Origin of the sequence: Pantoea sp. ICBG 1758 (assembly GCF_002928325.1) — a bacterium.
Lineage (GTDB): Bacteria > Pseudomonadota > Gammaproteobacteria > Enterobacterales > Enterobacteriaceae > Pantoea > Pantoea eucrina.
In genome coordinates this window covers 1,394,382-1,416,153 of sequence record NZ_POWL01000001.1, presented here as the reverse complement: position 1 = coordinate 1,416,153, position 21,772 = coordinate 1,394,382, and the positions used below count along the sequence as shown (strand labels likewise).

The 21,772-nt window shown below is 48.7% G+C and carries 27 protein-coding genes and 1 pseudogene; 11 read left to right on the top strand and 17 right to left on the bottom strand.

Annotated features, from left to right (window positions below):
* Positions 1 to 280 precede the first annotated feature (280 nt).
* The 4 genes and pseudogenes from C1Y41_RS06980 to C1Y41_RS20180 all read right to left on the bottom strand — a co-directional run.
* Positions 281 to 1,615: a hypothetical protein gene (locus tag C1Y41_RS06980; RefSeq protein ID WP_104085138.1), complete on the bottom strand. Its 1,335-nt coding sequence runs from the start codon at positions 1,613 to 1,615 to the stop codon at positions 281 to 283.
* Positions 1,612 to 2,532: a glycosyltransferase family 2 protein gene (locus tag C1Y41_RS06975; RefSeq protein WP_104085137.1), complete on the bottom strand. Its 921-nt coding sequence runs from the start codon at positions 2,530 to 2,532 to the stop codon at positions 1,612 to 1,614. The genes C1Y41_RS06980 and C1Y41_RS06975 overlap by 4 nt, the downstream gene beginning before the upstream one ends.
* Complete coding sequence (locus C1Y41_RS06970) at positions 2,529 to 2,891, bottom strand: GtrA family protein (protein WP_104085136.1); 363 nt, start codon at positions 2,889 to 2,891, stop codon at positions 2,529 to 2,531. Before C1Y41_RS06970 ends, C1Y41_RS06975 begins: the two co-directional genes overlap by 4 nt.
* A gap of 998 nt (positions 2,892 to 3,889) precedes the next feature.
* Positions 3,890 to 4,132 (bottom strand): annotated as a pseudogene (locus C1Y41_RS20180) (integrase); the annotation flags it as partial.
* 858 nt (positions 4,133 to 4,990) lie between these two features.
* Here C1Y41_RS20180 and C1Y41_RS06950 point away from each other — a divergent pair.
* Positions 4,991 to 6,133 carry an acyltransferase gene (locus C1Y41_RS06950; protein WP_104085134.1) on the top strand — a complete coding sequence of 381 codons (1,143 nt, stop codon included), beginning with the start codon at positions 4,991 to 4,993 and terminating at the stop codon, positions 6,131 to 6,133.
* Positions 6,134 to 6,346: 213 nt separating this feature from the next.
* Here the strand turns inward: C1Y41_RS06950 and C1Y41_RS06945 are convergent, their stop codons facing one another.
* The gene (locus tag C1Y41_RS06945; protein ID WP_104085133.1) at positions 6,347 to 7,519 is read right to left on the bottom strand and encodes an acyltransferase; all 1,173 of its coding nucleotides are present in this window, start codon (positions 7,517 to 7,519) and stop codon (positions 6,347 to 6,349) included.
* 832 nt (positions 7,520 to 8,351) lie between these two features.
* Entirely contained in the window at positions 8,352 to 8,678 is a 327-nt protein-coding gene (locus tag C1Y41_RS06940) for a four-helix bundle copper-binding protein (RefSeq protein ID WP_104085132.1), read from the bottom strand.
* A 283-nt stretch (positions 8,679 to 8,961) separates the two neighbouring features.
* Between C1Y41_RS06940 and umuD the strand changes: the two genes are divergently transcribed.
* Both umuD and umuC read left to right on the top strand, forming a co-directional pair.
* Complete coding sequence (gene umuD / locus C1Y41_RS06935) at positions 8,962 to 9,384, top strand: translesion error-prone DNA polymerase V autoproteolytic subunit (protein WP_071668089.1); 423 nt, start codon at positions 8,962 to 8,964, stop codon at positions 9,382 to 9,384.
* Entirely contained in the window at positions 9,385 to 10,647 is a 1,263-nt protein-coding gene (gene umuC / locus C1Y41_RS06930; RefSeq protein ID WP_104085131.1) for a translesion error-prone DNA polymerase V subunit UmuC, read from the top strand.
* A gap of 30 nt (positions 10,648 to 10,677) precedes the next feature.
* Here umuC and C1Y41_RS06925 read toward each other — a convergent pair whose 3' ends face one another.
* On the bottom strand, positions 10,678 to 10,935 hold the full coding sequence (locus C1Y41_RS06925; RefSeq protein WP_065649031.1) for a biofilm development regulator YmgB/AriR family protein: 258 nt from the start codon (positions 10,933 to 10,935) through the stop codon (positions 10,678 to 10,680).
* A 394-nt stretch (positions 10,936 to 11,329) separates the two neighbouring features.
* On the opposite strand from C1Y41_RS06925, the gene C1Y41_RS06920 reads away from it, so the two are divergent.
* On the top strand, positions 11,330 to 11,641 hold the full coding sequence (locus tag C1Y41_RS06920) for a hypothetical protein (protein ID WP_039385086.1): 312 nt from the start codon (positions 11,330 to 11,332) through the stop codon (positions 11,639 to 11,641).
* A gap of 48 nt (positions 11,642 to 11,689) precedes the next feature.
* On the opposite strand, the gene C1Y41_RS06915 is transcribed toward C1Y41_RS06920, so the two are convergent.
* From C1Y41_RS06915 to C1Y41_RS20025, 3 genes are all read right to left on the bottom strand, one after another.
* Positions 11,690 to 12,082 (bottom strand): YgiW/YdeI family stress tolerance OB fold protein, encoded by a 393-nt coding sequence (locus tag C1Y41_RS06915; protein WP_094111339.1) that lies wholly within the window; start codon positions 12,080 to 12,082, stop codon positions 11,690 to 11,692.
* Between the two features lie 211 nt (positions 12,083 to 12,293).
* A complete protein-coding gene (locus C1Y41_RS20030) occupies positions 12,294 to 12,467 on the bottom strand; it encodes a hypothetical protein (protein WP_158086435.1) in 174 nt (57 codons plus the stop codon).
* A gap of 84 nt (positions 12,468 to 12,551) precedes the next feature.
* On the bottom strand, positions 12,552 to 12,728 hold the full coding sequence (locus tag C1Y41_RS20025; protein WP_158086436.1) for a hypothetical protein: 177 nt from the start codon (positions 12,726 to 12,728) through the stop codon (positions 12,552 to 12,554).
* Between the two features lie 978 nt (positions 12,729 to 13,706).
* On the opposite strand from C1Y41_RS20025, the gene C1Y41_RS06910 reads away from it, so the two are divergent.
* On the top strand, positions 13,707 to 13,895 hold the full coding sequence (locus C1Y41_RS06910) for a hypothetical protein (RefSeq protein ID WP_039385080.1): 189 nt from the start codon (positions 13,707 to 13,709) through the stop codon (positions 13,893 to 13,895).
* Positions 13,896 to 13,926: 31 nt separating this feature from the next.
* Here the strand turns inward: C1Y41_RS06910 and C1Y41_RS06905 are convergent, their stop codons facing one another.
* A complete protein-coding gene (locus C1Y41_RS06905) occupies positions 13,927 to 15,138 on the bottom strand; it encodes a diguanylate phosphodiesterase (protein WP_071667952.1) in 1,212 nt (403 codons plus the stop codon).
* 243 nt (positions 15,139 to 15,381) lie between these two features.
* On the opposite strand from C1Y41_RS06905, the gene C1Y41_RS06900 reads away from it, so the two are divergent.
* Positions 15,382 to 15,627 (top strand): hypothetical protein, encoded by a 246-nt coding sequence (locus C1Y41_RS06900; protein WP_104085130.1) that lies wholly within the window; start codon positions 15,382 to 15,384, stop codon positions 15,625 to 15,627.
* A 17-nt stretch (positions 15,628 to 15,644) separates the two neighbouring features.
* Here the strand turns inward: C1Y41_RS06900 and C1Y41_RS06895 are convergent, their stop codons facing one another.
* Complete coding sequence (locus tag C1Y41_RS06895) at positions 15,645 to 16,301, bottom strand: helix-turn-helix domain-containing protein (protein ID WP_104085129.1); 657 nt, start codon at positions 16,299 to 16,301, stop codon at positions 15,645 to 15,647.
* A 140-nt stretch (positions 16,302 to 16,441) separates the two neighbouring features.
* Here C1Y41_RS06895 and C1Y41_RS06890 point away from each other — a divergent pair, with 140 nt between their 5' ends.
* The 4 genes from C1Y41_RS06890 to C1Y41_RS06875 all read left to right on the top strand — a co-directional run bounded on the left by C1Y41_RS06890 (position 16,442) and on the right by C1Y41_RS06875 (position 18,007).
* Positions 16,442 to 16,831: a hypothetical protein gene (locus C1Y41_RS06890; RefSeq protein ID WP_039385067.1), complete on the top strand. Its 390-nt coding sequence runs from the start codon at positions 16,442 to 16,444 to the stop codon at positions 16,829 to 16,831.
* Positions 16,812 to 17,102: a hypothetical protein gene (locus C1Y41_RS06885; protein WP_052246503.1), complete on the top strand. Its 291-nt coding sequence runs from the start codon at positions 16,812 to 16,814 to the stop codon at positions 17,100 to 17,102. Before C1Y41_RS06890 ends, C1Y41_RS06885 begins: the two co-directional genes overlap by 20 nt.
* A gap of 88 nt (positions 17,103 to 17,190) precedes the next feature.
* Positions 17,191 to 17,595: a hypothetical protein gene (locus C1Y41_RS06880; protein ID WP_104085128.1), complete on the top strand. Its 405-nt coding sequence runs from the start codon at positions 17,191 to 17,193 to the stop codon at positions 17,593 to 17,595.
* Between the two features lie 145 nt (positions 17,596 to 17,740).
* A complete protein-coding gene (locus C1Y41_RS06875; protein WP_039385065.1) occupies positions 17,741 to 18,007 on the top strand; it encodes a hypothetical protein in 267 nt (88 codons plus the stop codon).
* A 19-nt stretch (positions 18,008 to 18,026) separates the two neighbouring features.
* Here the strand turns inward: C1Y41_RS06875 and C1Y41_RS06870 are convergent, their stop codons facing one another.
* Both C1Y41_RS06870 and C1Y41_RS06865 read right to left on the bottom strand, forming a co-directional pair.
* The gene (locus C1Y41_RS06870) at positions 18,027 to 18,266 is read right to left on the bottom strand and encodes a DinI-like family protein (protein ID WP_039385064.1); all 240 of its coding nucleotides are present in this window, start codon (positions 18,264 to 18,266) and stop codon (positions 18,027 to 18,029) included.
* A 309-nt stretch (positions 18,267 to 18,575) separates the two neighbouring features.
* On the bottom strand, positions 18,576 to 18,899 hold the full coding sequence (locus tag C1Y41_RS06865; protein WP_039385062.1) for a DUF6388 family protein: 324 nt from the start codon (positions 18,897 to 18,899) through the stop codon (positions 18,576 to 18,578).
* Between the two features lie 147 nt (positions 18,900 to 19,046).
* Here C1Y41_RS06865 and yedD point away from each other — a divergent pair, with 147 nt between their 5' ends.
* On the top strand, positions 19,047 to 19,514 hold the full coding sequence (gene yedD, locus C1Y41_RS06860; protein WP_065649043.1) for a lipoprotein YedD: 468 nt from the start codon (positions 19,047 to 19,049) through the stop codon (positions 19,512 to 19,514).
* 40 nt (positions 19,515 to 19,554) lie between these two features.
* Here yedD and fliT read toward each other — a convergent pair whose 3' ends face one another.
* Genes fliT through fliD form a run of 3 tightly spaced genes read right to left on the bottom strand, consistent with a single transcriptional unit; the run spans position 19,555 to position 21,744 of the window.
* Positions 19,555 to 19,908, bottom strand: a complete 354-nt coding sequence (fliT, locus tag C1Y41_RS06855) for a flagella biosynthesis regulatory protein FliT (protein ID WP_071667947.1) — start codon at positions 19,906 to 19,908, stop codon at positions 19,555 to 19,557.
* 24 nt (positions 19,909 to 19,932) lie between these two features.
* Complete coding sequence (fliS, locus tag C1Y41_RS06850) at positions 19,933 to 20,313, bottom strand: flagellar export chaperone FliS (RefSeq protein ID WP_104085127.1); 381 nt, start codon at positions 20,311 to 20,313, stop codon at positions 19,933 to 19,935.
* Positions 20,314 to 20,322: 9 nt separating this feature from the next.
* The gene (gene fliD, locus C1Y41_RS06845; protein WP_104085126.1) at positions 20,323 to 21,744 is read right to left on the bottom strand and encodes a flagellar filament capping protein FliD; all 1,422 of its coding nucleotides are present in this window, start codon (positions 21,742 to 21,744) and stop codon (positions 20,323 to 20,325) included.
* Positions 21,745 to 21,772 lie beyond the last annotated feature (28 nt).

Below are 21,772 nucleotides of genomic sequence, written 5' to 3'. Positions count from 1 at the left end.
GAGGGCCGAGGCATTTCTTATGCCACGTCATACACTACTCAGGCAATAAATGGCAGAGATGGAAGAACAGTTATAGACGCGCCTGCAGGATGGAAAATTGTCCACGTTGAAGCATGGGTTCTTATTTCATCTCAGAGCCAGGCCATATCATCTGCGCCAATGGGAATTGTTAGCAGTACTGACACCATGGTTATCCTTCAGACTCCAGTGTCAGCCGCTAACCAGTTTAGTGTCCAGTACAGGCTCAGATTAAAGGTTACCAAGTAGAAGTTTTAAGCCCCTAGCGGGGCTTTTTTAATGCTTTAGCTAAGCAAAATGATATTGCCACAAATAGCATTAAATCAAATGAGAAGGATACACCAAATAGATGTTTTGAAAGATCTCGGTAACCCTCACCAAGGAAAGATATATAAAATTGAGAGATGCCAAAAATACCTATAAAGGCAATAGGAATAGACATGCTTCTAATTGCACGTACAGCTACAAAAGCTAACATTAACGCAACCATTATTGCCATTCTATAGATGCTAAAAACGTCATCTTTTATATGAGTCATTTTCGATGACCAAGAGCTTTTATCGTCAATGATGACTTTTATTGTTTTTGCGACATGAATGTAGTCAGTAACCAGATTGTCACGAACTATACTGTCAAAAGGCAATTTAAAGATGATAGATGGATGCCTGATGTACTCCTTTATGGAGTCCATAAACGATGTATCTCTATTATTATTATAGCAAGACTCGCCAAATGCCGATCGGTGAGACCCGCGCTCTTTGTCAAGCTGTCCACCCCAAGCGTCGATTCCTATGCATTTATCATCAACGCTATCAGGTAGATCGATGCCATTCATCTTTTCAAAGGCATAAATTCCATAGTATGCTGAATGATACTTGTTGTAATTTGTAGCTCCAGAGGAGTGCAGAACAAACGCAATAGTAAATATTTGGGCCATAAGAAGAGATGCCGCCAAGGTCTTCTTATAGTTTTTGAAATAAAAGATGAAAACCAGCGAGCAAATAGGTAAGTAGAAAAATTGGCTTTTACTGCCTCCGATAATAAACGCAGATATGGCAAAAGCAAAAATAGTAGATAGGGAGTTCTCTCTTTGCATTAAACATATGACCATTACTGGCATGCAAATAAGTAGCACCTGCTCCTGATAGAAAGATGGGAAAAATGCTATGTTTGATGACGAGCACATGAAAGCAGCAAGTAATGCAAAAGCCAAGTAATCTATAATTACCACTTTATTAGCAGAAATCTTCTTATATAGAGTGAATAGTATCACAACATACGCTGATTTTAAAATTGCTGACAGGATTCGCGTATCCATTTGATCTGTCACCAACTTAAAAGCTTCTGCTACGAAATACAGTATATAAGAATACGTGCTTCTGTAAGCATACTTACCGATACCCCAAAATTCTTCGTATAAAGGGTATTTCAAAGACATATCGTGTTTAAATGATGGTATTGGTGGCATGAATGGGAATATTGCTCGGTGAAAATCTCCTGTATTGAGCATATACACATTTTTAGTCGTTGCTATCAAAACAAGACAAAGAACGGACAGGAACCAAACGTCCACCCTGACATTCAATATTTTCTTCATTTAATATCCTTGCGACCCTTAATTATGAAACGCGGCCTTTGCTTAGTTTCCACGTAAATCCTTCCGATATATTCACCCAGCACTCCTATCCCAATGAGCTGCACGCCACCGAGGAACAGGATAGACACCAGGATAGATGGGTATCCCCTGACTGGATTGCCAAATACGAGCGTGTCGAAGATCATCCACGCACCGTAAAGGAACGAGGCTGCAGCGACGAACAAGCCGATATAAGTCCACATGCGCAGTGGAAAGGTAGAGAAGCTGGTAATGCCCTCCAGAGCCAGATTCCACAGCTTCCAGCCATTAAACTTTGATGTGCCGGCCACACGTTCCGCACGTGTGTACTCAACCACATCTACACGGCCGCCTACCCAGGACAGAACACCCTTCATGAACAGATTGCGTTCCGGGAGAAGCTTGATGTGCTCTACTGTTTCTTGGGACATGAGACGGAAGTCGCCAACATTCTCTTCAATCGTTGGTGAGCTGATTTTGTTATGCAGACGATAGAACCATTCAGCTGTTTTGCGTTTTAGGTGGCCATCAGTACTCCGATCTGCACGCTTCGCCAGGACAACATCAGCACCGGCTTGCCAGCGCTCAATCATCTGTGGAATTACATCGATTGGGTCCTGCAGGTCAACATCGATTGGGACCACTGCATCACCGATCGCGTGCTCAAGCCCTGCGAAAAGCGCTGGCTCTTTGCCAAAGTTGCGTGTGAAGGACAGCGCTTTAACCAATGGGTCTGACACTGACAGAGCATTGATTATCTCTTCAGTGGCATCCTTGCTACCGTCGTTGACGAATACAATTTCAACCTCGTACGCGGTAAGCTCCCGGCGTACTTCCTGATAGAAAATTGGTATCGCGTCCTCTTCATTGAAGACGGGTACCACGAGGGATATCTTCATTTTGCTTGCCTGAAAACGATGTACCGTGAATAGATAAAGCCACAGAAAAGGCTTATTGCGGAGAATGCTACAAGAGTAACCAGCGGTGCTAATCCGGATTTATCAGCCGCCCAGCCAACAGCTGAAGCCAGAGAACCCATAAAGGCCACATAAATCATGTAGCGAAGAGTGGTTGTCTCAGAGTTAAATGTCCAGCGTGCGTTTGCAAAGAATGAAAACGTCACTGCAACGCAAAATGCGCCGAAGTTTGCCAGTGACTGAGTTGCATCAGATGTGCACAGAATTAGGTAAAAAACAGCCCAGTGGATAGCAGTGTTCAGCATGCCAACACTGACGTATCGAGAAAATAGTTTGAGCATAGCGTTTAACTTAAGTTAAGAATTTCCCGATCTTATACATCGTGAAACAGACTGCAACCTTTTAAGAACAATCGCATAAAAAAGACCCGGCGATGGGGCAAAATCCTGTACCGCGCCGATCTGAGCAGGCTACGGTGTGGGAGCTTAAACAGTAACCATTCACGCTTTCCGCAGCAAATAAATACCCATACCAGCCAACAGGTTTGCAAAAGATACGCCTGGCGCATCTTGATCAGATCCACCGATTGATACTACTGTATCTATATACAGTTATTGTCAGAGGAGGATTTGACCATGCCACGCGAGTACCAGATCAAAGAAGCATTCATTAGTTCCATCAAGCGCGAGCCTTCAGGCCGCAGCACCGTTACCAATGCCGATTTTGTAGAGGAGCTGAAGCGCGTTAACTAGCACTTCACGCTCAAGGCAGCCAATGACTGGATACGGATCCACACGACCACCTTTCGCGACGCCTCTACGCAGGAGGGAGAGAACATGACGTGGTTCCGGTTCAACCCTAACGGTGGCCTCTGATAGGATTCCCTTCACCGGCACAGGATTACATACAGCCGCGACTCAGCCTTAACTCAGTATTCATCCCCAATCTGGCCACAACGTTCCGTGTCGATATCCCGGACGGCTTCCTGCTGGTTGACTCAGCTGCAAAGGTAAAACCCGGCAACAGGATTGCGTATCAGTGGAACGGCTATTCAGGACTGGGAAAGATGTACCGCAACAGCTTGGTGACAGAAGAGAGTGAAGTGATAGAGGGTGAGCCGCTGAATGATGTCATCGTGCTGGGGAAGGTGACGTGTGAGGTAAGGCTCGTTTACGAAGAGAAATGACATTTCCCATGGGACACCTATGGGACAAAAAATTGCCGCAATGCTCTGTTTGTGCGGAATCTCGGCCTGCACTTCCCACGCTCTGACTTTTCTACCATTGCATTATGAACATGCAGATTTAGCGGTTTAAGTGGCTGAATATAAATACAAATACTACATTGCAGCTTTAGCGGAGCACGTATGTAGCACAAGATCGTTCATTTTCGTGTTGATGAGGGATAGCTGATCCGAATTGTTCTCTGACATCCAGGTGCCATAAACCCGGTAGACTATCTGCGCATCTGAATGGCCCATTTGCGCGGCGACGTAGTTTGGGTTTGCGACTGCAGACAAAGCCCAGCATGCGAAGGTATGCCTGGACTTATATGCTTTGCGGTGGCGAAGGCCCGCACGCTTACCGGAGCACCTCAATACATTCTAATTGCAGCAGTGGCTGGCACCCATGCAGCCGGGCCTTTATCTGCTCGCAGGCTTCAATGGTTGGATAGATGCACTCAGACACTGGAGCGGGAAAGACAGAGACTATTACAATGACGAGGCCGATGAGCATGGCTATATCTCTGGTTTGCGATACAGCGGCACCTCAACAGCTTCATTAAACGGTCCAGCCCAAATATCGCCTATCTTCAGTTCGTTCTCAAAGTAAAGATGCGCATTAGTGGTATATGCAACAGGCTTTGCCGTCAGGGTTGCCAGCGCAATAGTCTTTTTCCCTATTCAATTCCAAAATGGCTGTTTTTTAGTTACGCTAACTGAATAAATCACCCCGTCAGGATCTGCTCCATATACAGGCGTCAACTGTTAGGGGTTGAGTTCGCTTAATAGTTCTGGATTTTTAGCAGGTTGTGCGTTTACCCGAATAATACAGTTGCCGTTGCAGAAGCAATCCGATATTTAGCTATAGGATTTTAAAATGATGGCTTTTTCTAATCTCCAAATTCCAATATGTTTTTTGATGGTAATATGGTTAATGTATGCAAATTAGCCGGTTCATGGCCCACGGGTGCAAAAAAATTTAAAGGATTCTTCCTTTACAGAGGATGTGGTAGATTTGGATGTAGCTATCGATTCAGAGGTGAAAGAACTGGCAGGATTGAAAAAGTACAGAGTGCCCCTCAACCGGATTAATAACAAGATACTACTGATGTTCAGTGACCAGAAGTGCCATTTTAACCATTTATTATATCAATGAATCAATTGCGCTTGTGGGCCGCAGGTTGCATAATCAGTGATTCAGGAATATAAAAATGGCTTATGTGTGAGGATAAATTGGCAAAAGGTAGATTGGACAGCATACAGGTGCTCAGGGGTATAGCCGCAATGCTTGTGGTTCTTTTCCATTTCAGGCATTACATTAACAATGTATACCCGTTAAAGGATCTTGGGGACAGGCTTTTTCTTTTCGGCGAAGCTGGCGTTGATATCTTTTTCGTGATTAGCGGTTTCATAATCGTTTACGCATCACGTAATAAAGAAAATAACACTTTTGCAGAGTTCGCCATAAAGAGATTCTTTCGTCTCTACCCTTTGTATTTTGTAGTTCTGACAATTTACCTTCTTTCTTACCGTGAAGAGTCTTTTACTGTTGTCAATATAATAAAAAGCTATCTTCTTATACCTATAGACTACAACGGCAAAGCTCCATGGTTTGGATTAAGTACCATATATTCCGCATGGACCCTGACCTATGAATCATATTTCTATGTGGTTTTTTCACTAGCAATACTTATAAGCCATAAATATAGAGCTGTGATATGTTCTGTGTTTATTCTCACAATTATGCTTTCTTTGCAGAAGCATATGAATGGTGTTTTCACCTTTGAAGCGCTATCCGGGGGAAACAGCTTTCATGGATTGCATTATAATTTCCTTTTCGTATCCAACCCTTTAATTATAGATTTTATGCTAGGCATGCTTGTAGCATATATCTATCTTTTCTATGTTGAAAAATTCAATGGCAGCATCCATTTCACATTTCTATCAATATTAGCCTTCACAATTTCTTTAATATTCATGCTGTCCAGAGTTACTGGCCTCGTCGGACCTTTATATTGGGGGTGGTGTTCAGCTGTCATAGTGCTATCTATACTTATTATTTCGAAAGAGTTAAAAGTTTTTTATCCGCGATTCCTCGTTTATATTGGTGAGATGTCTTACTCAATCTATATCAATCACGTTGTAGTAAAAAAAGTGGCATTTTCATATATTGGTCCGCTTGGTCTCTTTGGCGGCGGTGATGGCTTTGTTATTTTATTCTCATTAGTGATAGCAACGTTATGCATTTCATATGCAACGTATAACTACATTGAGAAGCCAACAATAAAAATGGGGCATAAACTATCTGATAGGATCAAGCGCAATAAATTGGTTAAAATGAAAGAAAAACAAACCACATAGTCATTAAAAAAGCCCCGATGACGGGGCAATCCTAGGCTGTTTTGATAAAAGTAGGCGGCGAAGCTGTACCGTAAATAACAAACACCTTCAACGACCTGATTAAATCAAATTTTATAGTCCTTCACTGATGCATTTGTAAAGGCATTGATTCAATGTATATTTTTTCAGTATATGCTTAAATAAAATTTAATCCGGCATTATATTTTTTATAGTTTACTGCCTGATTGTTATTTTTTCTATTAGAATGCATTGCACTTTCTTTGAGAATTTCACGCTAAAAGCGTCGACATATTTATGTGTTGGAATCGATACCAGGTAGCAAATTATTAGTGTTAACAATGATGCTAATGCTGCGGCCTGGCTGTAAGTTAGATCAATGTTTCTCATTATTGTATAAATGCTTGGGCAGGTAAAGTGCATGATAGGTTGATGCAGGGCATACACAGAAAAAGAAAGTGTACCCATATATACTAATGGCTTCAAAGACATAATCTTATTAAGAAAATTATTTTTAATGATAGATAAGACAACAAGGAAGCCACCCAGGTTGTTATATAACCCGTAATTATCGATTGTCCTTCCGTCTACCTTTAAGTTAGTTAAATCATTAAGCCATTGATAAAAAGAAGAGGTTGTATGAAAACCGCAAAGATAGATTCCTATTAAAAACATAGAAAAAGATATATGCCTGTTAATATCGGATTTTATGTTATAGATTAGCATGCCGGACATAAAAGAAGCGTAATATATATCATCTCCTTTCTTTATATTCATAAGGAAAGGAATGATCATGCAAATTAATATAATAATTTTCCTGTATCTTACTTGAGTTATAAAGCAGCAAAGAAAACATATTATGGCTGAGCCAAAAAATTCTATTTTCATAGTCCATAAGGACCAGTTATAAGGTGCAAAGCCGGAAAAAAATGGTGTAACTGAACCATAATAAATTGAATCTATAATAGACGGGTTTTTTATATCATAGCTTTTAGCCCATTGAGCAAGATCGGATGTATCAACCGATGTGTATTTAAATATTAAAAATGCAATGACAGAAGAAAATAGTGCAACTGGCATAAGGCGAAAATATCTTTTCAAAAACATTGCAGAAGAATTCTCGATGATATTTCCTTTTTTGGATATAGCATAGGAAAGTATAAACCCGCTGAGAACGAAGAAAATACCAACAGCTGCTGCTCCAGAATATATGAAAGCAAAAGGAGAGTTATGCAATAAAAGATCGATGCTTGTTTTTACCCCGCCAATGCTACCGGTATGCATCGAGGGAGCAAAAGTAGATGAAAGGTGAGACAGAAAAACCATAAGGCAGGCTATACCTCGAATGCCTTCTATGGCTTCAATCTTGGATTTGTTATTGGCTATCATTCAGTAATTCCGTATGAAGTTTATCTGGTTTGCAACATAATAGAACAGACTGTGAGCTATAAGAAAGGTATCTTAAAAAAGCTTCTGCGGAGAGACAACTACAACTTACACAAATGTGATTAAAGCATGGGGGATGTGTATGCTTTTTACTCGGTAACTTACTCAAAAAAGCTACCTACAGAAGGGCCTGTCGAGAAAATGTCTGTTAACTGCCCGTACTATCAGTGTGAATTGACAACGACGTGCAAAATTTACTATCAATGAATTTTTCATCCTTTCAACAACTTCATCCAGATTTGTAGCGATTTTGTCTGGAGGTTTTGATGGGAATGTGAATTATGTGATTATCCTTTTCATTAAGACTTTATGAAAATCGCGCTCACAATGTTACGGCTATAATTCCTACCTTCTTTTGCTATTATTACGTTCGCCGAGCCCGTAGTTAACAAGCAGAAAAAATGGAGCAGCAAATAGCTAAAAGAGCAATATCTGAACATTTCAGTGCTAAGCCAATAGTACTTGATAAAGGGTAAATATTTGGAGTTGACGGACATTGATTTTCTGATTGTGCGATAGAAAAAGATAACCACTTTGGCTTTCCCATCAGAGAGGCGGAAAACTACAGAAACAGCTTAAAAGAAGCAAGCTCATCATATCCGGAAACCTGAAAATTCCCGAGGAGCTAACATTTTATAACCATAAACACTGCGACGGCGATTTTCCCGATGATTGTGCAGCTTTATGTGATATTTTGCCTGCGTCAGAGTACAGAGATAAGAACACCGCCTGCGCGCCCAAAACCCGCCGGTAAGCGGGTTTTCAGGCTTCGCGATTATGCGGCCATCTGGCGGCACAGTTCTGCGCAGTGATGGCAGGCTTTCGCGCATGCCTGGCAGTGATCGTGCTGGTGCTGACCACACTCATCGCCACATTTCTGGCAAATCTCTGCACAAAGCTGGCAGAGCGCGGGCGCAAACTCACTCTTCAGCGTCATAAATTGTGCCGCGAGACGACAGATATTCGCGCACTCCATATCCATGCGGATGCACTCGCGCATCATCTCCAGGTGTTCCTCTTCAAGGCATGAAGCGGCACAGTTATCACAGGCGGCTGCACACAGGTAGCAGGCTTCGATGCACTGTTTGTATTGATCCGGCATATCTTCTCCTTAGTCATCAGGGTTACCTGTTAAGCTTGGAAAAAATATTCGATTATGCAAATTGTGAATACGTTAATAATTTTTTCAGCACTACGCTTATTTTATGATTCTGCTCGCGCGCCAGATAGCCAGCTGCGTGAACATTCATCGATTAACGCCTGTAATTCACTCAATTTGTCTTATCCGCTCAGGCTTTACAAAAACATCAGGCGTATTTGCTTGATCGTTTACGGGATCTGCTATTACTGTATTTATATACAGTAATCATTTTGAGACCATGGATATGGAGCTTTTACACCCGGCGGACATCCGCGCCATCCTTGAATTACCGCTTTACGTCAGCCGCGTTCCGTGCGGTTTTCCTTCACCGGCTCAGGATTACGTTGAGCAGCGAATCGACCTGAACCGGCTGCTGGTGCAGCATCCCAGCGCGACATATTTCATTAAGGTCAGCGGTGACTCAATGATTGAAGGGGGCATCAACGACGGCGATATGCTGGTAGTAGACAGCTCAATCAAAGCCGGACACGGTGATGTGGTAGTCGCTTCGGTCTGTGGTGAATTTACGGTTAAGCAGCTTATGCTGCGCCCGTTCCTGCATCTCAGGCCCATGAATGCGGCGCACGCGATCATTGTGATTGAGGACGCCGATCAGTTTGAGATTTTTGGTGTGGTCAGACACGCCATCAAGACGATAGGCCCGTAAATGTTTGCGCTGGTGGACGTTAACGCGTTCTATGCGTCGTGTGAAAAGATATTCCGGCCAGATTTGAAAGGCGAGCCGGTTGTGGTGCTGAGTAACAACGATGGTTGCGTGATCGCCCGGTCGGCTGAGGCCAGAAAGCTGGGCATCAAAATGGGCGCGCCCTATTTTAAAATGAAAGATGAACTGACGCGGCACAATGTGCGGGTGTTCAGCTCGAACTATGCGCTCTATGCCGATATGAGTGACCGGGTCATGACCACGCTTGAGGAGATGGCAACCGCTGTTGAAATCTACTCAATCGATGAAGCGTTCATGGACCTGACCGGTTTTGGACGTTATAAGTCGCTGGAAGCGTATGGCAGAGAGATCCAGCAGCGGATATACCGGGAAATGCATCTGCTGACCGGGGTGGGTATTGCCCAGACTAAAACGCTGGCAAAACTGGCTAACTATGCGGCCAAAAAGTGGACCAAAACCGGCGGGGTGGTGGATCTTTCAGATGCAGAGCGACAGCGCAAGCTTATGGCGCTGGTGCCGGTAGAGGAGGTGTGGGGCGTAGGCGGCCGGCTCAGTAAAAAGCTGAACGCCATGGGCGTGATGACGGCTAAAGATCTGGCTGACCAGAGTCCCTGGGTTATCCGCAGGCACTTCAGCGTGGTTCTGGAGCGCACGGTCAGGGAGCTGCGCGGTGAATCTTGTCTGGAGCTGGAAGCGTTAGCGCCTGGCAAACAGCAAATAGTGTGCTCGCGCTCTTTCGGCTCACGCATCACTGATTATCGCGATATGCGCGAGGCTGTCTGCAACTTTGCGGTGCGGGCCGCAGAGAAGCTGAGAACAGAGCGCCAGTACTGCCGGCAGATAGCGGTGTTTATCCGTACCAGTCCGCACGCCAGCGATGAGATATTTTACGGCAATCAGGCGCTCGGCAGGCTGGCGATCCCGACCAGCGACAGCCGGGATATTATCCGTGTCGCGACAGACGCCCTGGATCGTATCTGGCTGGATGGCCGGAGATATATGAAAGCGGGCGTGATGCTGGGCGATTTTTTCAGTCAGGGCGTGGCGCAGCTCAACCTGTTTGATGAGTTTCAGCCGCGTGCAAATAGCGCAGCCCTGATGCAGGTGATGGATAAGGTAAACCAGGAAGGCAGGGGGCAGCTGTGGTTTGCAGGGCAGGGGATCGCGAAACCCTGGGCGATGAAGCGGGAAATGCTGTCTCCGTTTTACACGACGCGCTATGGCGATCTGCCGGTCGCGAAATAACGTCCCTGTTCATCTATCCTGCGCTGGCTTTCAGTTGCCCATATCTTCGGGCGTACGCTGGATCACAATCTCCAGCGCGTTGCGGTAGATATCCTGCTTCACAATATCCTGTTCCGCCTCAAGCCGCATGATCAGTGCCAGAATGATATCTTTGTTAGTCACGCGGATTTTGCGCGTGGTCAGCTCAAGTCGGATTTCAGAGATGATGACGCGTTCACTCAGATACTGTTCACCGGTAGTTTTAAAATAGTCGCTGAGCTGAGACTCCGGGGTAGCAAGCTGTTTCATATTAAGCCTCACAAAAAAGGGGAAATCGCCTGTGTTATTGTCTGACAGTGGCAGCCATGCATGACCGCCGCGTTGCAATAAAGTTATACAAGATTTCTGTAGTTGTACAACTATCTCGCCGCTCTTTTGTGTGGTCGTACGTGTAGATGATATGCATCAAAACAGTTGCGCTATTTTTTAGAACGATCATTTCCTTTATAAGCAGCAGGTTAGCCGGGGGCGAAGCAAAACGCGCAGCCTTAAAGCGAGCCGGGCTGAAAGAAAAATTTTACGAGCTGGTCACCAGGCAGGAGCAGGCAACGATTATGCGCCCATTTTATTTTGCTAAACGCAGCGCGAAATCTGCAAGTCAGGCTACTTTTAATGCTCAGACCAATAATCAACAGAGGTGCGCATGCACTCACAACAGGTCAGTATCAACGTGTACGCTTTGGCAATCCGTAAACTTGCTGCCGCTCACCAGACAGGGGAAGATCTTAGCGACGTAAAACATCAGGTCGATGCAGTTATTCAGGCGATGAAAGAGGAGATGGCCGTTGATAAAATGGTGCAAATCGAAATGTGGGGTGAGCTGCTGACGATCCTCGATAGCTGCAGCCGCAATACGGCTCATCCTTCGTGGATCACGGTTATCAACCACGCGCGTTACCGGGTCAAGAGCAGAAAAAACACCGCAGTACAGTATTACCGGCAAATCAGCGCCTGATAAAACACTGCCGATCGCGACGATCGGCAGTTACTTTTCAGCCTGGTATCAGGGTTCATCAATGCGGGCGACTTTCAGGTGCGCGCTGTCGCCTTTGCCATAAACTTTACCGCTGACGCGGATTTTGTCCGTGGCGTCATAGGTTTTACCTTTGAAGGTTTCAGCAGGAGCATCGATACGTACGGTGCCTGAGCTGTCGCGGAACTGATAGCTGTGATCGCCCACTTTTTTGATAATGTAACCTTCAAGCGTTACATACCCGCCCTGACGGAAATCGCGGATCAGCGACACGCGCGTCTGACCGGTATCTTCCGATCCTTTATAGCCTGCATCTTCTTTATGCTGCGGCGGTGGCGTTTCACCCGCTTCAAATCCCCCTTTTTCAGCGTAAGCGCCAAAGCTCAGACACAGCATTACAGCAGCCCATGTAGTTTTGTTCATGTCACTCTCCTTGAAGTCAATCGACCCGTTAAGCCTGGCACAGGTTTCGCCAGGGAGCAGGGGCGCAGTGAAATTAATAGAGCAGCAGAACAAAAGGTATACAGCAGAGGGGGAAGCGTTATAGGGCTGCTTTTGCGCGGCCATAAAAAAGCCAGACCGGGTGCTGGCTTTTTTATGGCGCTGAGCAGCCGTCTGGTTATGCTCAGAGCGTTCAGGTCAGCGAGAGCCGGTTACTGATAACCCGATAACCTGAACTGGCAAATGCATCAGCATCGAGCGGCTCATTTTTGCCTGGCCCAAACCATTGCCGTTTATGCTCTCCCGCGTAATACCACACTTCCGGTTCCGTTGTGGCTGACTCCACCCAGTAATAGCCTTCCTGCATCGTCTTATCCTCCTGCGAGGAATATAGTCCAGCTGCGCTGCGCTTAACAGCATTGCGCGCCGTTCTGCACAGAAAAATGTGCCGTCAGCGCTCTTCAGGAGGCGTCAGTTTCTCGCTGAGAAGAACAAAGCCCGCGGATTTAAAGCGCGCCAGAGAGAGAGGTATCGGCTCCATCGGCCGGTAAAAGCCGCGCCCCGCATCCCAGAACCATACTTCTGGCTCAGTTGTTCTGCTACCCACCCAGTAAAAACCCGTTTCCATTAGTGCTCTCCAGAAATGAATGAAGGCACGCCTTCTTAAATTTCCGCAAAATGATGTATCAGGTAAAGTCGATAATCAATCTTGTTTACCGCTTCGCTTATTTTACAACTTACCTTTTGAGGCGCCGAATATCCTCTGCCTCTGCGCAACATACGTATCTGCATTAATCGAAACCGGGCTCCTGTTCATTATGAATCTGAATTTCATTTATCAGGCACGGCACAGCAGAAACCTGTCATCCGGCTTTTATGGCCACTTGCATAGGCTGCCCGATTAACGGCAACGCAGCACCAGAACAGCGCGAACGTTATCTGGCAGACCTGAATTTAACGGCCGAAATCGATTTCACACTTTACACAAAGTCAGGCTAAGTTGTACAGTTTTTCAAAGTTGTACAGGTTTGCACTGGCTGTATAGAAGCGTCTGGCATCCTGCTTCTCTCAGCAAAAATGTATTGCCTTTCGTCTTATTTTTATACAAAAGAGAATGCTCTGCGCAGAGTAAGCTCATGACGGGCAGAACAAATTCGGGCTTTTTGAAAACAGATGGGTTTAAAATAAAAATACAGGGTCTCATCCGACCACATAAAATGTCAAAATATAACTTATACAGATAGAAGATGACTGTATAAGTTAGAGGGTCAGGCGTGACGCTATCTCAGACGCCTTGTTATCGTGCGGGCTCAGCCTGAGCAGGGCGCTGAACCAGTAAATAAGCGATGAAGATAAATAATTAACAGCGTAATAATTTACGAAGAGCTGCAGGAATAAAACGTTGCAGAGTTGAAGGTAATTTATAACAGCCTATTACCGCAGCAGATTATCCTCTGCGCTTTAAAATTAAATCTATTTTGCAGATAGCTGGCAGGACGACGAGCAGAGTATCAATATATCCCGTCCGTAGTGACAGCTGCTACACTTAACGATGTCGCGAACGGCGGCAGTGAATGTCAGTTCTGCAACAGAGGCGAGCAGGCTTATGAAAGATGGATATTACTGGGTGAAAGATGGCGAGCGCTATCCGGAGGTATGGTTCTATCAGCGGCAGTTTGGCTGGTTTCGTCCCTGCAGCGCGGTGCCGATGACGCAGCGCACCTTTGAAATGATGAAATATGTCATTCTGAGCGAGCCGCTTGATGCGCCTGCAAAGCAGCTGCAGGCGCAGTGAATTGTTGCCAGAGATGCATTTCAGACTGAGGCTATCTGATTTCAGGCCACGCAATTGACGGGAATCCATTCAGCGCCGGTCGCGCAAACAGGTAGCCCTGGAACTGATTAATACCGGCTGCCTCAAGCCACATCCACTCTTCCGCTTTTTCCACGCCCTCGGCAACCACGGCAATTTCCAGTGAGGCGCAGCATTTAATAATCGCGTGGACGATTGCCTGTTTTGGTCCGCTTTTATGGACGTCGCAGATAATTTCACGATCGATTTTTATTTTATCAGGCTGAAACTTTGCCAGCAGGGAGAGGCCGGCAAAGCCGGCACCGAAATCATCCAGTGCCAGACTGATACCGGCAGCTTTTAACTTCCGCACTTCTGCCGTGAACGCATCAGCGCGCGAAATAATTTCATTCTCCGTGACTTCAACCACGATCTGTTCAGGAATAAGGCCGCTGGCGTGGATCTCTGCGAGCAGAAAATCTACGGCATCAGGCACGGTGACCAGCGACATCGGCAGCAGATTGATGGTGAGCGTATGCTGCCCCAGGCCGAGTTTGCTGGCGAGATTGAAGGCCAGGCTTTTTGACTGAATATCTGCCCGGTAAATAGCATCACCGCCGAAAGCAGCAAAATACTCTTCCGGCGCACCGCCGGTAGGCGTGCGGATCAGCGCTTCATAGGCAGCAATACGGCGTGAAAAGGGATCAACAATAGGCTGGAAAGCAAAGCGGCAATCCTGAATCGAGTGCTGAAAATCGTTCAGCTCACACAGCGTCGACTCATCCGCGACAAACTCCCACGTATTCGCCGGTGGAATTTCAAAATAGTTCTCTTTTTCACGCGCCTCAACAAAGGTGCGTAAAAACTGCAGCGCACGATCGTCGTAAGTCAGCTGGTGACGCGAGGTGCCTTTATCGAGTACGGCCTGCAGCACGCGGCTTCTCTCATGCTGACGCAGATCGAACAGCTCCATACCGGTATTACCAAAGCGGCGCGCCGGCGCGAAATCATGCATCAGCTCGACCAGATTATGATGACGGGCATCCTGGCGAATACGATCGTAGATATGCCTGACAGCGCGATCGGGTCCTTCCAGAAGCTGAAAGAAATGCCGGCCGTCGAATAACAGAATGCCGGTAATGTCCGACAGCGCATTTTTGGTGTTTGCGCGGGCCACGATATCTTCAAGAACTCTGACGGGAACGTGTTCATCGAGATGGCTGCGGTAAAGAATAGTGGTCAGCATGCAATTGTCCTGCCGGAACGTTATTTAAGCTCTTACATTAACCGTCGAACGGGCCGGGATGTCCAGCGCACAGAGGCTAAATCAGCATAATATTTACCGATTTATCTGATAAGCGTAGCGGCAAAACAGGGGGTCAATTCAATTTATCAATCGGTCGAAATGAATCTGCATCAACGATAAATTTTTTCGATTGAATGGATTAACAAAAAGCGTATCTTAAGCCGCTTTAGCCGGAGGAATAAAATGTTACGTGATTACCTGAAACTGGAAGCAGAAGATCGTCTTATTGAGCAGGATGAACAGGCATCCCGGGGCGATCGGGAAGCCATTACCCGCTGGCAGATCACAGACAGCCAGGGCAGGGCAAAAGGGAGCGTCGTGCTGAGCGACAAATTCAACACCCGCCGCTCATGGAACATGAACTACCGTATTACCCAGATGGATGCATCCGGCCGCATCGTTATCGATCGCCTGACCGATACGCTATAGCGGGCCGGTGCGGGGTTTTACTGGCCGCCAGCGTGATAGTGCCGGCGCATTTCAGCCAGTACACCGATAATCTGTACCTCATGTTTGTCCGTACTGAGTACGGGATAATCTTCATTCACCGGGCGCAATAAAAAATGCTCTTCATTCTGTGAAGGGGAACGCACGCGCAGCGTTCTGACCAGCGCCTGCCCGGCATACAGCGCCAGCACCACCTCACCGGGCGCTGCAGAGCGTTGTGGTTCGAATATCAGCAGATCGCCGGGCAGAAAAGCTGGCTGCATGGAACGATCGTCCAGCTGAACGGCGACGGCGCTGTCGCTTACCGCACTGTCACAGTAGAGAAAGCGATCGGCTTCCCGCTGCAGCTGCAGGCGGGTTTCATCCAGCCAGCCGGTAACCTGCTGCAGTGTCAGCAGCGGCACAGCCCGCACGCTGCTGTGGCTGCTGACAACCGCAAAGGGTTCCCCCTCACCATCAAACAGCCATGCCGCCGGGCACTGCAGCAGCTCTGCCAGCCGGAGCAGATGCTCGCCACGCGGCAGCGTCTCATTTTTTTCCCATTGTGAAATAGCCACGTGCGAGACGCCGACGTCTGCCGCCAGCTGCTGCTGGGTCAGTTTCAGCATTTTACGGCGTTCACGAATGCGCTGGCCTGGCGTTTCCTGATTTTTCATCTTGACAACTCCTGAAAGGTTTACTTAAGTATACTTAAATTAAATGATTAAAGTAAACTTAAAATACACTGATCGTATGACTGGCAAGGGGAGGTCAGTGTATTCCGGGCGGAGCCCTTGCCAGTACTGAGAGGTAAGGCATGGAGAGTAGTCTCATCACCAGCGTTGGCGCACTGCTTCTCGGCGGTGGTGCAGCAGCGGTGTTCTGGAAACCATTACTGGCCGGGATTGCAACCATCGTAACCAGCAATCGTGCAGGCGGGGAGATTATCACCAGTTACAAAGAGCAGGTGATGTTACTGAAAGAGAGTCATGCGCTAATGCGGCAGGAGAATGATGAGTTGCGCATTCGTCACGATCGCAATTTGCGCCGCATCTCTTCGCTGGAGACCGATCTGCGCCTGATAAAAAATGCGCTGGGCATTTTGCTGGCAACGACTGAGACCGATCACAGCGATAAATTTCGCAGTCAGATCAATCAACTGATTACCACGCTTGAGGAGAACCGTGATGGTGCAGATAAACAGTGAATTCACGATCAGAAATCACCGGCGTCAGCTGCTGCTGGGGGGAATGATGCTGCTGTTATCGCTGATATGCATTGCCATGACCGCGATGTTTATCTACGTCAGCAATGAAGCCAACCAGCGCGTCGAAAATATCCGGGAAGAGTACCGGCAAATCTCTGACCGCCGCGAAGCGCGGGTGGCCGAACTGACAGAACAGCTGGCAGACCTGCAGCTAAAAATTGACGGAATAGTGGTGCGTGAAAAGGCCAGACCGGCTAAACGCAGCAGCTAGCAGCAGGGAGGCAGTGATGAGTATTACCCGTCAGATCGCGGTATGGCTACGGCAGCGGCGATCGTTAACCCGAAAGAAGGAGAGTACCATGAGCGAACAACAGAGCGTTAACCCGGCAGCAGCAGCGGATCCACACGATGTTTCTCCGCTGGAGAACTTTGCTAACGAGACGGCACCGGCCAGCCCGGCGGTAACGGAAGATGTGGCGACGAGCGCAGAGGCGGCCGCGACACCAGAGGAGAGCGTACCGGCTGATGCAACACCACAGCCTGTGGCAGACGATCCCCTGACAACGGCATCCGCCAGCGCTGATGCTGCACCGGCAGAGGTGGCAGCACCTGCTCAGACAGCGGGTGCGTCACCGGCCGCGGCGGCGCTGGATGCCGGGGTGAAAGATTTTGTCCAGGCGTTTACGTTTGTTGAACACGGCGTGAGCCAGCTGGGGGAGGCAGCCAAAGCGGAACTGATGACGCTGGCGCGCAAATACCTCTGATGCGCAGCCATCTGTATTGACAGGGATGTCAGCCCCGGCCTGAAACCCACTTCCGACTATTCTTAATGCGGCTTCGCTATTATCGACTATCTTTAATCACTCAGACGTTATTTTAACGGGCAAAACAAGCAAAAAGGAAAATAGCATGAGCGATTCAGAAGCGATTAAAACCAAACCTGAGTACCTGCGCGATGTTACCTCACAGCTTAAAGAGATGCGTCACTACGCGCAGACCAACACTGAAACGCTCTCTGCACACTGGCTGGCGTTTGATGCCGGCGAGTACAAAGATAAAGAGTATGCAGGGCGATTTGAGCAGCTGATCAATGAGCAGAGTAAACTGCTGGAGAATATTGACCAGACTATTCAGGATTTAGAGATTGCGGTTAACCATATTGAGCAGGAGAGCTAACCGCACACGGCAGGGTGGCCTAGTCGGCCACCAGCCACATATCCGCCTCATCAAACATCTCTTCGACAATGCGCGCAACGGTCGCTTTATCGTTTTTGCTTAAATCGGTATCGATTCCGTTGCGCTCCATCGGTTTTACCCGCACTTCAGCCTCCGGAAACACGCGCTGTACCCGCTTTTCGAGCTCAGCCTGAATCATCTCGCGCGCGCCGGGCAGGCCAGCGACGTTGCGCTTGTCATAAATCAGCTCTACAAACATCAGAACCATCCATCAAATAAGGTCAGGGCATCATATTACTGTAAATAAAAACAGTAGCAAGGGGCGCAGGCGGTACAGAAGGGAAAAAAGTGTACGCACCGGTGAATCAGGAAGAGGTGCCGGAAAAAGCAGGGGAAAAAATGAACCTCTGGAAGTGGAAAACCAGCACCACTTCCAGAGGTGGCGCACACGCACCATTCGTTAAGGGACAATCCTTGACGGTTGTCATGCTGCGTAACTTATACAAAAAAAATCCTTTGTACAACTATTTTCTGTATGTTGTACAACTTTGCGCGCTGCCGTGCAGCGCTATAGCTCATTCTTTATACAAAACTCTTCCCACGTCATACCCAGCGCCTCAGCGTGCGTCTTCAGATAGGCTTCAATCGCCTCTGCGGCAACCGCTTTATCCGGCTCGGCGAGCTGAATAGAGAACAGAATACCATCCAGTTTTTTCTGCCGGATAAAGGCCGCGTAAATCCGTTCGGCATGCCAGTCGCGCAGTTCACGCAGTGACATATTCGCCGCGCGGGCGTCGCTTTCGCTCAGCTCATCCAGCGCGGCCTGAAAGGTGGGGTGGGCGGTGAAAAACAGGCTGCGTGCCAGGCTATAGTACTCTTCAGGGGTTTTCATGCTCTATTCCGGGTCATTAACTCGGCGCATAGTGTAACGGTAACCTGGCGCGTTGTCAGGCGCGCCGGGTTTTGCTGCAGATTGCTTGCCTTACGCCTGAGAAAAATTATACCGTAGCCGCCATTAACGCGAGGACAGGGAATCAAAATGAAAAAGTGGATCGTGCTGGCCGCCGTCGCACTCAGCGGATGTGCGCAGATTAACAGCTACAGTGATGCGGTAAAAACCCCGGCGCCGGCCGCGCTGCAGGGCAACTGGCAGACCGCCGGGCCGCAGAGCAAGCTGATCAGCGGCCAGGCGCTGGGCAGTCTGATTATCACCGCCGACGGCGATACGCTCGATTGCCGCCAGTGGCAGCGCGTCATTGCCAAACCGGGCAAGCTGACCCGCCTGAGCGACAACTGGGTCAACGTCAATCGCCAGTCGCGCGTGATGCCGCTGGTGCTGGAAAACGGTGAATTGCAGTATGATGGCCTGCGCCTGCGCAAAGTGGAACAGCCTACCGTGGAGTGCCAGCAGGCGCTGGAAGAGGTAGCGAAGCGGCCCGATGAGGCGGTGATTCAGGATATTGAGCCAGAGCTGATGAAACCGGTTGCGGCACATACCGCGCAGTAATGCAGTAAGAGACCCTCTCCCGGCGGGAGAGGGCAGGTATTCAGGCCTGCGGCAGCCAGACGTCACCCTGCTGACCGTAAGCGCGCATCACCGACTTCTGTACTGAGGACTGGCTGACCAGCCGCGTCAGCTCATCCATCCGCGCCTGCAGCAGGCGTTTAACTTCGCTCTCATTATCCAGAATATGACGCAGGACCGGACGCAGCTGCTCCTGCAGCTGGCCTGACGGCGGCGTGGTTTCCGTACTCTGCGCCAGACGCTCCACCGCACTGACGTAATCCATTTCGTGAGTAATTAAATCGTCCCACTCGCCGCGGCTGGCGTGGCGCAGCATGCCGTGGCTGAGGGTGAGGATCTGCTGATAAGCCAGCATCAGGTGCGGTGCAGTATTCATAACATAGCGTCCTAAGAATTAAGATTAAGCGACTTCTTTCCAGGCATCAGCGATATTGCGCAGCAGCGTTTCAACCTCTTCCAGCGCTGGCACGTCGTTGCGAATGTTTGCCTCAACCAGACGGCGGACCATATAAGAATAGAGGCCGATAAGGTTCAGCGTCAGCTCATCGCCTGAAGCTTCATCCAGACCCTGTTTCAGGCCCGCTTCGATAATATTGATCGCTTTCGAGATGGCGCTGCCTTTGCCCGCAATGTTGCCCTCCTGCATAAACAGACGCGCGCGCACCACGGCGCTGATGGCGCCATCAAACAGCAGCGTCAGCAGCTGCGGCTGAGTGGCGCTCATTACGGCGCTCTCAACGCCAATTTTTGCATAGGCCTGCGTGCCATTTGCCCCGTACATGGTCACTCCTTATTTGTTCGAACTGCTGGTCATGCTCTCAAACTGCTGCGTCAGATAGTCGCTGGTGCTGTTGAGCTTGCTGACGGCGAGATCCAGCTGGGTAAACTGGGTTTTATAACGCGCAATCTGATCATTGATGCGCGTATTCATGTCGTTATATTTCTGCGTCAGCTCATTCAGCGTTTTGCTGACGCCATCTTTGGCGGTCTGGATCGGACCTTTCGTGGCGAGCCAGCTGGTAAGATTTTCAGCGAGGCGCGTGGTGATGCCGGTTTTTTTGCCGTCACCAATAATCATCTCTTTAATGCCGTCCGGATCTTTCGCCAGCTCGGTTTTCAGCTTGCTGTCATCCAGCGTGAGCTTGCCGGAGGTGGGATCGGAGGTAATACCAATCTGCGCCAGCGTTTTATAGGCGGAGCTGCTGGCGGAGTTGGTCAGCAGCCCCTTAATCTGCGTCTGAATGCTGCGCAGGGTGCTGTCGCCGACCAGCGCGCCGTTGCTGGCGTCCTGCGCGTCAGCGCCTTTTTCCACCGCGGTATATTTGGTCAGCGTACTGAACTGATCGAGCAGCGTGTTATAAGCGTTAACAAAGTTGGTTACCGCAGTGGTGGCTTTTGATGTGTCCTGCGCCACGGTAAGCGTCTGGTTGCCGCTGGTGGTCGCGGTCAGATTCAGGGTGATCCCTTCCAGCGCGTCGCTGATGCTGTTGCTGCTATTGGTAATCGGAATATTGTTCACGGTGAGCTGCGCATTCTGCGCCGCGACGCTGACGCTGAGCTTGTTGTTCGCTGCGATATCATTTTCATCAAAGCCGACCACTGCCTGCAGCGTGTCGTCGCCGCTGACGCTGACCGCCGAGACGGCGTTCGCCTCACCGGTTTTGGTCGCGGTCAGCGACAGGCGGTACTCGCCTTCGTTGCTCTTAATAATGCTGGCAGAGACGCCGGCGTTCGCTTTATTGATCGCATCGCGCATGCCGGTAAGCGAGGTCTGGTCGCTGGTGAGCGCAATATCTTTGCTGCTGCCGTCGGCAAGCTTAATGGTCAGGGTGCGGCTGGCGGCGCTGTCGCCGAGCGCGCTGCTGTTGCTGCTCTGCGCCGCGGAGGTCAGCGTCTGCGCCTGCGCCAGCTGCGTCACGTTAATACTGTATTTACCTGCCACCACGCTGCCCGACGTCGTGGCGCTGAACGCCGTGCTGCTGCTGGTTGCGGTGGTGGCGCTGAAGACATCGGCGCTGTTAAGCGCGCTGTTGGCGGTCTGGAACGCGGTCAGCGCGCTCGAGAGCGTGCCGTAGGCGCTGAGCTTTGCGGTATAGGCGCTCTGCTGGGTGGTAATCGGCTTTAAGCTCGCTTTTTCTGCACTAGTTAAGCTATCGAGAATATCGCCAAGCTGCAGGCCTGAGCCGACGCCGAGGGAAGAGATGCTGGCCATATAGTTTCCTTTTCCTGTCGCTGCAAAG

What these genes read in the sequence shown, in the direction of transcription:
- fliT (WP_071667947.1), bottom strand. Translation starts at nt 19,908, where the DNA reads ATGAATACTGCACCGCACCTGATGCTGGCTTATCAGCAGATCCTCACC.
- C1Y41_RS06970 (WP_104085136.1), bottom strand. Translation starts at nt 2,891, where the DNA reads ATGCTCAAACTATTTTCTCGATACGTCAGTGTTGGCATGCTGAACACT.
- fliD (WP_104085126.1), bottom strand. Translation starts at nt 21,744, where the DNA reads ATGGCCAGCATCTCTTCCCTCGGCGTCGGCTCAGGCCTGCAGCTTGGC.
- C1Y41_RS06890 (WP_039385067.1), top strand. Translation starts at nt 16,442, where the DNA reads ATGGAGAGTAGTCTCATCACCAGCGTTGGCGCACTGCTTCTCGGCGGT.
- C1Y41_RS06920 (WP_039385086.1), top strand. Translation starts at nt 11,330, where the DNA reads ATGCACTCACAACAGGTCAGTATCAACGTGTACGCTTTGGCAATCCGT.
- C1Y41_RS06900 (WP_104085130.1), top strand. Translation starts at nt 15,382, where the DNA reads ATGTTACGTGATTACCTGAAACTGGAAGCAGAAGATCGTCTTATTGAG.
- C1Y41_RS06980 (WP_104085138.1), bottom strand. Translation starts at nt 1,615, where the DNA reads ATGAAGAAAATATTGAATGTCAGGGTGGACGTTTGGTTCCTGTCCGTT.
- yedD (WP_065649043.1), top strand. Translation starts at nt 19,047, where the DNA reads ATGAAAAAGTGGATCGTGCTGGCCGCCGTCGCACTCAGCGGATGTGCG.
- C1Y41_RS06880 (WP_104085128.1), top strand. Translation starts at nt 17,191, where the DNA reads ATGAGCGAACAACAGAGCGTTAACCCGGCAGCAGCAGCGGATCCACAC.
- C1Y41_RS06925 (WP_065649031.1), bottom strand. Translation starts at nt 10,935, where the DNA reads ATGAAACAGCTTGCTACCCCGGAGTCTCAGCTCAGCGACTATTTTAAA.
- C1Y41_RS06875 (WP_039385065.1), top strand. Translation starts at nt 17,741, where the DNA reads ATGAGCGATTCAGAAGCGATTAAAACCAAACCTGAGTACCTGCGCGAT.
- C1Y41_RS06885 (WP_052246503.1), top strand. Translation starts at nt 16,812, where the DNA reads ATGGTGCAGATAAACAGTGAATTCACGATCAGAAATCACCGGCGTCAG.
- C1Y41_RS06975 (WP_104085137.1), bottom strand. Translation starts at nt 2,532, where the DNA reads ATGAAGATATCCCTCGTGGTACCCGTCTTCAATGAAGAGGACGCGATA.
- C1Y41_RS06865 (WP_039385062.1), bottom strand. Translation starts at nt 18,899, where the DNA reads ATGAAAACCCCTGAAGAGTACTATAGCCTGGCACGCAGCCTGTTTTTC.
- C1Y41_RS06940 (WP_104085132.1), bottom strand. Translation starts at nt 8,678, where the DNA reads ATGCCGGATCAATACAAACAGTGCATCGAAGCCTGCTACCTGTGTGCA.
- fliS (WP_104085127.1), bottom strand. Translation starts at nt 20,313, where the DNA reads ATGTACGGGGCAAATGGCACGCAGGCCTATGCAAAAATTGGCGTTGAG.
- C1Y41_RS06870 (WP_039385064.1), bottom strand. Translation starts at nt 18,266, where the DNA reads ATGTTTGTAGAGCTGATTTATGACAAGCGCAACGTCGCTGGCCTGCCC.
- C1Y41_RS06950 (WP_104085134.1), top strand. Translation starts at nt 4,991, where the DNA reads ATGTGTGAGGATAAATTGGCAAAAGGTAGATTGGACAGCATACAGGTG.
- C1Y41_RS06895 (WP_104085129.1), bottom strand. Translation starts at nt 16,301, where the DNA reads ATGAAAAATCAGGAAACGCCAGGCCAGCGCATTCGTGAACGCCGTAAA.
- C1Y41_RS06945 (WP_104085133.1), bottom strand. Translation starts at nt 7,519, where the DNA reads ATGATAGCCAATAACAAATCCAAGATTGAAGCCATAGAAGGCATTCGA.
- C1Y41_RS20025 (WP_158086436.1), bottom strand. Translation starts at nt 12,728, where the DNA reads ATGGAAACGGGTTTTTACTGGGTGGGTAGCAGAACAACTGAGCCAGAA.
- umuD (WP_071668089.1), top strand. Translation starts at nt 8,962, where the DNA reads ATGGAGCTTTTACACCCGGCGGACATCCGCGCCATCCTTGAATTACCG.
- C1Y41_RS06915 (WP_094111339.1), bottom strand. Translation starts at nt 12,082, where the DNA reads ATGAACAAAACTACATGGGCTGCTGTAATGCTGTGTCTGAGCTTTGGC.
- C1Y41_RS06905 (WP_071667952.1), bottom strand. Translation starts at nt 15,138, where the DNA reads ATGCTGACCACTATTCTTTACCGCAGCCATCTCGATGAACACGTTCCC.
- C1Y41_RS06910 (WP_039385080.1), top strand. Translation starts at nt 13,707, where the DNA reads ATGAAAGATGGATATTACTGGGTGAAAGATGGCGAGCGCTATCCGGAG.
- C1Y41_RS20030 (WP_158086435.1), bottom strand. Translation starts at nt 12,467, where the DNA reads ATGCAGGAAGGCTATTACTGGGTGGAGTCAGCCACAACGGAACCGGAA.
- umuC (WP_104085131.1), top strand. Translation starts at nt 9,385, where the DNA reads ATGTTTGCGCTGGTGGACGTTAACGCGTTCTATGCGTCGTGTGAAAAG.